General features: G+C 62.3%; 9 protein-coding genes and 1 pseudogene. 6 read left to right on the top strand and 4 right to left on the bottom strand.

The genetic code is table 11. The annotated features are described in order from the left end of the window. The 5 genes and pseudogenes from Q0J74_RS09900 to Q0J74_RS09880 form a co-directional block, all read left to right on the top strand. Positions 1–288, top strand: a pseudogene (locus tag Q0J74_RS09900) (ferrous iron transporter B); the annotation flags it as partial. A gap of 31 nt (positions 289–319) precedes the next feature. Further along, entirely contained in the window at positions 320–493 is a 174-nt protein-coding gene (locus Q0J74_RS09895; protein WP_297214090.1) for a FeoB-associated Cys-rich membrane protein, read from the top strand. Positions 494–507: 14 nt separating this feature from the next. Beyond that, the gene (locus Q0J74_RS09890; RefSeq protein ID WP_297214088.1) at positions 508–879 is read left to right on the top strand and encodes a metal-dependent transcriptional regulator; all 372 of its coding nucleotides are present in this window, start codon (positions 508–510) and stop codon (positions 877–879) included. Positions 880–1,028: 149 nt separating this feature from the next. Next, positions 1,029–1,670, top strand: coding sequence for an HAD family hydrolase (locus Q0J74_RS09885; protein ID WP_297214085.1), 642 nt, complete (start codon positions 1,029–1,031; stop codon positions 1,668–1,670). A gap of 74 nt (positions 1,671–1,744) precedes the next feature. Next, positions 1,745–3,346, top strand: coding sequence for a peptide chain release factor 3 (locus Q0J74_RS09880; RefSeq protein ID WP_297214082.1), 1,602 nt, complete (start codon positions 1,745–1,747; stop codon positions 3,344–3,346). A gap of 44 nt (positions 3,347–3,390) precedes the next feature. Here the strand turns inward: Q0J74_RS09880 and Q0J74_RS09875 are convergent, their stop codons facing one another. The 3 genes from Q0J74_RS09875 to Q0J74_RS09865 are packed head-to-tail and all read right to left on the bottom strand — an operon-like array spanning position 3,391 to position 5,469. Next, positions 3,391–3,822, bottom strand: a complete 432-nt coding sequence (locus Q0J74_RS09875) for a PaaI family thioesterase (RefSeq protein ID WP_297214079.1) — start codon at positions 3,820–3,822, stop codon at positions 3,391–3,393. Then, on the bottom strand, positions 3,806–4,729 hold the full coding sequence (locus Q0J74_RS09870) for a SufB/SufD family protein (RefSeq protein WP_297214076.1): 924 nt from the start codon (positions 4,727–4,729) through the stop codon (positions 3,806–3,808). The genes Q0J74_RS09875 and Q0J74_RS09870 overlap by 17 nt, the downstream gene beginning before the upstream one ends. Then, complete coding sequence (locus Q0J74_RS09865) at positions 4,729–5,469, bottom strand: ABC transporter ATP-binding protein (protein WP_297214073.1); 741 nt, start codon at positions 5,467–5,469, stop codon at positions 4,729–4,731. Before Q0J74_RS09865 ends, Q0J74_RS09870 begins: the two co-directional genes overlap by 1 nt. A gap of 141 nt (positions 5,470–5,610) precedes the next feature. Here Q0J74_RS09865 and Q0J74_RS09860 point away from each other — a divergent pair, with 141 nt between their 5' ends. Next, complete coding sequence (locus Q0J74_RS09860) at positions 5,611–6,219, top strand: rubrerythrin (RefSeq protein WP_297214071.1); 609 nt, start codon at positions 5,611–5,613, stop codon at positions 6,217–6,219. Between the two features lie 58 nt (positions 6,220–6,277). Here Q0J74_RS09860 and Q0J74_RS09855 read toward each other — a convergent pair. Continuing rightward, the coding region (locus Q0J74_RS09855; RefSeq protein WP_297214093.1) for a hypothetical protein at positions 6,278–6,388 on the bottom strand (111 nt) is incomplete at its 5' end.

The raw sequence follows: 6,388 nt of genomic DNA, 5'->3' as shown, positions 1-6,388 counted from the left end.
TTCAACCTGCTGTGCGCCCCCTGCTTTGCCGCCATGGGCGCCATCAAGCGGGAGATGAACAGCCCCAAGTGGACCCTGGGCGCCATCGGCTATATGTGCGGCTTTGCCTACGGGATCTCTTTGATTGTCTATCAGCTGGCGGGCCTGGCTCTGGGCATGGTGACCTTCCAACTGGGGACCGTAGCGGCCGTGGTCCTCCTGGCGGCGCTGGTCTACCTGTTGGTGCGGAAGAACAGGTACGCCGAGCAGGGCGCCGGCCTGCGGGCCGTGGCCGCCGCCGCGAAATAACTCTCATCAACGGAAAGAAAGGAGCATCTGTATGCCCTCCATTCTCATCGGACTGGCCATCGGAGCCATCTGCGTAGCCATCCTCGCAAGGGGAATCCACAACCGGCGCAAAGGCGGGGGCGGCTGCTCCTGCGGCGGCTCCTGTGGCAGCTGCGGCTGCTCCGGGTTGTGCCACCCCCAGTCCCACCGGGACGCCGCGCCATAGGAGGGAAGTGGGTTATGGAACTGACATGCACCAACGTGCGCTACCTGCTGACCATCTATCACCTGTCCCGGGTCCGGCTGGAAGTCTCCTCCAAGGACATAGCCTGCTCTTTGGAGGTGTCCCGGGCCTCCGTCACCAGCATGATGGAGGTGCTCGTCCAAAAGCAGCTGGTAATCAAGGAGCGCTACGGCAAGGTTCACCTAACCCGGTCAGGCATTCGGCTGGCCCAGGTTCTGGCCGTCCAGGCGGATGAGCTGGCCCGGGAGCTGGGCCGGCGGATGGGTTTGTCTGGTGAGGAGGCCTGGAAAGCCGCTTGCGCCGCCGTGTCCCAGCTGCCCCACCGCTGCTTTCTCTCTCTGCCCGCGGGGGAGCCTCTCCCCGCGTAGGTTCCTTTCCCTCTTTCCTCTGCCTCGCCCGCCGGCATGCCGGCGGGCGGGGCGCTTTTCACGGAAAAATGCAGGCGCGCCGGGCTTGAAATGGCTGTGACGGGTATGATATAGTATCAGAGTATGTACTGCGTTGGGAGGCGCGTTTTTTGTTTGACGGACTGCTGTTTGATCTGGATGGGACCCTGTGGGACTCCATCGACGCCATCTGCATTTCCTGGCGCCAAGTGCTGAAGCGGCGGGCGCCGGAGCTGGTGGAGCTGATGACCCGGTCCAACGTGGCCGGCTGCATGGGAATGCTGCTGCCCGACATTGTGAAAAAGGTATTGCCCGACCTGCCGAAGGATCAGCTCCAGCCGGTGCTGGAGGAACTGCTGCGGGAGGAAAATGCCTATGTGGCCGCCCACGGCGGCACCCTTTACCCCCAGGTGCCGGAAACCCTGGCCCGGCTGGCCCGGGATTATCCCCTGTGCATCGTCAGCAATTGCCAGGCCGGATATATTGAGGCTTTTTTCCAGGCCCACGGCCTGGGCAAATATTTTGCCGACTATGAAAATCCCGGCCGCACCGGCCAGGGCAAGGCGGACAACATTACCCTGGTGGTCCGGCGCAATGGAATGAAGCGCCCCCTCTACATCGGGGACACCCAGGGGGACTGCGACGCCGCAGCCGCAGCAGGAGTTCCCTTCCTCCACGCCGCCTACGGGTTTGGGACCATCGACCACCAGGTTCCCTCTGTCCGCTCCTTTGCGGAACTCCCGGCGGCAGTGGCGCGGCTCAGCCCGCCATGACGGGAGGGCGGAGCGATGCCGACATCGCCCCCACGGACCTCGTCCCTTTGACATTTTACCAAGGAGGAATCACCTTGTCACAATACGAAGCTGAAATCAAGCGCCGCAGGACCTTTGCCATCATCTCCCACCCTGACGCCGGCAAAACCACCCTGACGGAAAAATTTTTGCTCTACGGCGGAGCCATCGCCCAGGCCGGTCAGGTGAAGGGCAAGAAGAACACTCGGGCCGCCACTTCCGACTGGATGGAGATTGAGAAGCAACGCGGCATTTCCGTCACCTCTTCCGTTATGCAGTTCCAGTACGAGGGCTACTGTATCAACATTCTGGACACCCCCGGCCATCAGGACTTCTCCGAGGATACCTACCGCACCCTGATGGCCGCCGACAGCGCGGTGATGGTGATCGACGCCGCCAAGGGCGTGGAGGCCCAGACCCGGAAGCTGTTCAAGGTGTGCGCCATGCGGGACATCCCCATCTTCACCTTCATCAACAAGATGGACCGGGAGGCCCGGGACTCCTTTGAACTGCTGGAGGAGCTGGAGCACGAGCTTGGCATTGAGACCTATCCGGTAAACTGGCCCATCGGCTGCGGCAAGGACTTTCAGGGGGTGTACGACCGGGGCAGCCGGAAGATCATCCACTTCACCTCCAACGGCGGCGCCAGGGCGGCCACCGCCACCGAGGTGGAGCTGGGGGACCCCAACCTGGACGCTCTCATCGGCCAGCGGCTCCATCAGCAGCTCACCGACGAGGTGGAGCTGCTGGACGGCGCCGCCGCCGAGTTTGACCTGGACCGGGTGCGCCACGGCAAGCTCTCCCCGGTGTTCTTCGGCTCCGCCCTCACCAACTTCGGTGTGGAACCCTTCCTGGAACACTTTCTCCAGATGACCACTGCTCCTCTCGCCCGCCGGGCGGGAGAGGAGATTATCGACTCCATGGACGACAGCTTTTCCGCCTTTGTGTTCAAGATCCAGGCCAACATGAATAAGGCTCACCGGGACCGGATCGCCTTCCTGCGCATTGTCTCGGGCAAGTTCGAGGCGGACAAGGAGGTTTACCACCTCCAGGGCGGCAAGAAGATCCGCCTTTCCCGGCCCCAGCAGCTGATGGCCGCCGAGCGGGAGATCATTGAGGAGGCCTACGCTGGGGACATCATCGGCGTATTTGATCCGGGTATCTTTTCCATTGGCGACACCCTGTGTACCGCCGCCAGGAAGTTCCGCTTTGACCCCATTCCCACCTTCGCCCCCGAGCACTTCAAGCGGGTGCGGAGCCTGGACACCATGAAGCGCAAGCAGTTTTTGAAGGGGATGGAGCAGATTGCCCAGGAGGGCGCCATCCAGATTTTCAAGACCCCCTACTCCGGCATGGAGGAGGTTATCGTTGGCGTGGTGGGTACCCTGCAGTTCGACGTGCTGGAGTACCGGCTGAAAAACGAGTACAATGTGGAGCTGTACATGGAGGGGCTGCCCTACGAGTACCTGCGCTGGATTGAGGCGGAGGACGGCCAGCCGGTGAAGGAGGAGGATTTGATTCTGGGGACCGATACCAAACTGGTGGAGGACTACAAGGGCAACCAGCTGCTGCTCTTCGGCTCCCAGTGGGCGGTAAACTGGACCCAGGAACGGAACAAGAAACTTACCTTCCACGAGTTCGGCGGCACCAAATTCTGAGACAGGCAAAAAGCGTCCCCGCGGCCTTGCCGCGGGGACGCTTTTCAAGCCTTTTGAGGGGAGGAATATGTGCCGGTGGCGTAAAAGGTAAAGATACCGGTGGCCACCAGCCGCTCCTCCGAGTCGGTAATGGTAATGTCGTACACCAGGATGGTGCGGCCGATCTTTTTGGGCTTAGCCAGGCAGAAGATTTTCTCCCCCCTGGCCGCCGACAGAAACTGCATGGAGCTGTCCAGGGTGACACAGGTCCGGCCGGTGGTAAAGGCGGCGGTACCCGCCACCGTATCCGCCAGAGTGAACAGGGCGCCCCCGTGGACCACTCCCATGGGGTTTCTGGTATCGGCGCGGATCTCCAGCTCGCCCCAGGCGGCGTTGCCCTCCACAGCGGTCACTATGGCTCCGCTCTTGGGGCCGAAATAAGGGCCGCTGTTTACCCGCTCCAGCATGGCGCTGTATTCGTTACTGCAAGAATCCATCCAGAATCTTCTCCTCTGCCTCCTGCTCGGTGAGGCCCAATGTCATCAGCTTGAGGATCTGGTCGCCGGCGATGCGGCCAATGGCCGCCTCATGGATAAGCTGGGCGTCCACATGATTGGCCACAATGGCGGGGATGGAGGAGATCCGAGCCTGTCCCATGATGATGGAGTCGCACTGGACATGGCCGAAGCACTTGGCGTTGCCCGTCATCTTGGGGTAAAACACCTGCTGGGAGTCGTCCTGGGCCACGGAGCGGGAGATCACCCGCCCGGTGGCGTCCTCCCCGTCCAGGATGATCTCCATATCGCTCTCGGCGGTCTGCTGGCCGTGGGTGAGCAGCTTTTCGGTGATCACCACCTCGGCCCCCTTCCCCGCCACGATTTTGGTCTCCCGCTTGGTGGAGTCCACCCCTCGGATCTGGGTGGACTCCATGTTCAGGGAGGCGCCCTCATCCAGGTAGACCACCGTCTGGGGGTTCATGATCCGCTTGCCTGTGCCGGGTCCCTCCCCGTAGTGCCGCTCCACATAGCGCACCTTGGAGCGCTTGCCGATGTGGAAGGTGTGAACTCCGTCGTGCTGGCTGGTCTCGCAGCCGGTATTGTGGATGCCGCAGCCGGCCACAATATCCACGTCGCAGTCCTCCCCGATGAAAAAGTCGTTGTACACCAGTTCACTCAGGCCTGTCTGGCTGATGATGACCGGGATGTGTACCGACTCGTGCTTGGTCCCCGGCTTGACGGTGATATCAATGCCGGACTTGCCCGGCTCGGTCTTGGTGGTGATCTCGATGTTGGCGGTGTTGTTCCGGGCGTCCATCTGCCCGTTGCGGCGGATGTTGTAGGCACCCTGCGGAGTTTTCTCCAGGTCCGCGATCTCCTTGAGGAGCTTCCACTCTGCCTGATCCATTACTTGTCCGCTCCTTCCGAAAGATAGGTACAGCCTGTGCTGGTCTTGGCCAGAATCTGGGGGAAAATCTGGTCCTTGGGGCCGTGCTTCTCCACCTTGCCGTCGGCAATCATCATAATCTCATCCGCCAGATCAATGATCCGCTCCTGATGGGAGATGACAATGAGGGTGGCCTCCCGCTTCTGGTGAATGAGCTTGAAGGTCTCGGTGAGCTTGGCAAAGGACCAAAGGTCGATCCCCGCCTCCGGCTCGTCAAAAATCATCAGGCCGGTCTTCCGGGCCAGGATGGTGGCAATCTCAATGCGCTTGACCTCGCCGCCGGACAGAGAGGTGTCCACCTCCCGGTCAATATAGTCCCCGGCGCACAGACCCACCTTGGTCAGGTACTGGCACCCCTCCTCCCGGGTCAGCTTCTGGCTGCCCGAGGCCAGGGCCAGCAGGTCCCGCACCTTCAGGCCCTTGAACCGGGGGGGCTGCTGAAAACCATAGCTCACGCCCAGCCTGGCCCGGTCGGTGATGGACAGGGCGGTGATGTCGGTACCATTCCAAAAAATGCTGCCCCCGGTGGGCTGTACCAGACCCATGATGGCCTTGGCCAGGGTGGTCTTGCCGCCGCCGTTGGGGCCGGTGATGACCAGAAATTGGTTGTCTGCCACGGTGAGGGACACATCGTTGAGGATGCCCAGCTCCTGGCCTTCCTCCCCCTCCACCTGATAGCTGAGATGCTTGATCTCCAGCATGAGCGGTCCTCTCCTTTGTCTGTTGTTGATCCTAGAGTTAGTATTTTATCACGCTCGCAGCCAAAATACAACCCTGGCGGTACAAATGTTAGGGCGTCGGCATAGAATGGGTGGAATTCAAACCGAATCGGAGGAGGAGCCATGGAACAGACTGCCAGTCCCGGCATGGACCGGGAAGTATTTGAGCGGGTGTGGCGGCGGGTCATGCCGGAGGACCGGGGAGATTGCCCCTTCACCGTTCCCGTATCGGAGCCGGAGGCGGACCAGACCGGCGGAGTGCCGGCGGTGCCGGTCCAGCTGATGGATCTGGGGCAGGTAGAAGAGGGGGCCGGCCTCACCTGTCTGGGCGCCGCCGCCGCACCCTGGAGCACCGCTTTGCAGGGCTACATAGACGATGAGCTGAGCGATTGGCGGTGCTATCAGGCCCTGGCCCGCCGCACCCCAGGGGGCGGCGGTCGGGCGCTGGCGGCGGTGGCCGCCGACGAGCGCCGCCACGCCAAAAAACTGAGCACCGCCTACTTTCTCATCTCCGGGGTGCGCTACTGGCCGGAGCAAAAGGCCCCGCAGGCCTCCGCACCGCTCCACGCCGCCCTGCGGGACCGGTTCTGGGCGGAGCAGCAGGGCGCAGCCGCCTACCTGGCCGCCGCCGCTGAAACCGCCGATCCCTGCCTGAAGGAGCTGTTTACCGAGCTGGCCGGAGAGGAGGAAGCCCACGCCTGGACCGTGCGCAGTGTGCTGGAGCAATTGTAGAAACGCACACAGCAAGGGGCCGCTGCCAAATGGCAGCGGCCCCACAGCTTGTCCAAGCTCACTTCAGGTTGAAGAAGGCGTCCATGCCCAGATACTGAGCCACGTCGCCCAGCTCCTCCTCGATGCGGAGCAGCTGGTTGTACTTGGCCACACGGTCGGTGCGGCTGGG

Source organism: uncultured Flavonifractor sp. (assembly GCF_944387675.1).
Classification (GTDB): Bacteria; Bacillota; Clostridia; order Oscillospirales; family Oscillospiraceae; genus Flavonifractor.
Note: the sequence above shows the minus strand (reverse complement) of the source record. Positions and strands in the feature narration are given on the sequence as shown.

What these genes read in the sequence shown, in the direction of transcription:
- Q0J74_RS09895 (WP_297214090.1), top strand. Translation starts at nt 320, where the DNA reads ATGCCCTCCATTCTCATCGGACTGGCCATCGGAGCCATCTGCGTAGCC.
- Q0J74_RS09890 (WP_297214088.1), top strand. Translation starts at nt 508, where the DNA reads ATGGAACTGACATGCACCAACGTGCGCTACCTGCTGACCATCTATCAC.
- Q0J74_RS09875 (WP_297214079.1), bottom strand. Translation starts at nt 3,822, where the DNA reads ATGGATTCTTGCAGTAACGAATACAGCGCCATGCTGGAGCGGGTAAAC.
- Q0J74_RS09870 (WP_297214076.1), bottom strand. Translation starts at nt 4,729, where the DNA reads ATGGATCAGGCAGAGTGGAAGCTCCTCAAGGAGATCGCGGACCTGGAG.
- Q0J74_RS09865 (WP_297214073.1), bottom strand. Translation starts at nt 5,469, where the DNA reads ATGCTGGAGATCAAGCATCTCAGCTATCAGGTGGAGGGGGAGGAAGGC.
- Q0J74_RS09860 (WP_297214071.1), top strand. Translation starts at nt 5,611, where the DNA reads ATGGAACAGACTGCCAGTCCCGGCATGGACCGGGAAGTATTTGAGCGG.